Origin of the sequence: Actinomyces urogenitalis (genome assembly GCF_002861525.1) — a bacterium.
Lineage (GTDB): Bacteria > Actinomycetota > Actinomycetes > Actinomycetales > Actinomycetaceae > Actinomyces > Actinomyces urogenitalis.
This window is the reverse complement of record NZ_PKHA01000026.1, coordinates 1-852: the sequence shown is the minus strand read 5'-3', so window position 1 is coordinate 852 and position 852 is coordinate 1. Positions and strand designations below refer to the sequence as shown.

1 protein-coding gene is annotated in these 852 nt (G+C 67.6%); it reads right to left on the bottom strand.

All coding sequences use genetic code 11. The features are described from left to right. Nucleotides 1-6: 6 nt before the first annotated feature. On the bottom strand, nt 7-852 hold an 846-nt coding region (locus tag CYJ26_RS10510), incomplete at its 5' end, for an ISL3 family transposase (RefSeq protein ID WP_145990792.1).

Here is an 852-nt window from a genome sequence, read left to right as displayed (position 1 = left end):
GGCTCTTCACAGTTGAGGGTGTAGTTGGGGTCTGAAGCCGCCTGCTTCGAGGAGAGATCGGGCGATGTAGTTGGTCAGGTTGCGCAGTCCGAGGGCGGAGCCTCGTAGGTGCTCGAGGCGTCCGTTGATGGCTTCGGTGGGGCCGTTGCTGGTTCCGGGTCGGTCGAAGTAGGCGAGCACGTCCGCGCCGCGTTTCTTCAGGGTCCGGCCTAGGGTGATTACTTCGTTCAGTGGTGCCGGGACGTCGGCGCTGACGGCGTTGATGAGGCGGCGCATCAGCTGTCGGCCTGGCGAGCGGTCGGGGTCGCGGTAGGCGGCGATCATCTGTTGGTAGATCCCCCAGGTCGCTTCGACCTCGACGTGAGCGTCGTCGGCGAACAGTGCCTCGAGGTGGCCCTGCTGGCGGGGGGTGAGCAGGTCGGCTCCGGTGTGCAGGGTTCTGCGTGCCGCGTACAGCGGATCACCTGTGCGGCCGCGTCGGCCATGGATGTCGTGCTGTACCCGGCGCCGACAGGCATCGAGGGCGTCTGCGGCCAGCCGGACCACGTGGAAGGGACCCGTCACGGGGATGGCGTCGGGGAGCTCTTCGGCGGCGGCGGTCTTGAACCCGGTGAACCCATCCATCGCGACGACCTCCACCGCGTCGCGCCAGGCTTTGTCGCGCGCGGCGAGCCACGATTTGAACGCGTGCTTGGAGCGGGCCTCGACCACGTCCAGCAGGCGCGAAGGACCGGTGCCATTCGTGATGGGGGTCAGGTCGATGATCACGGTGACGTACTTGTCACCGCGGCGGGTGCGGCGCCACACGCGCTCATCCACCCCGACCACAGTGACACCCTCGAAACGGCGCTC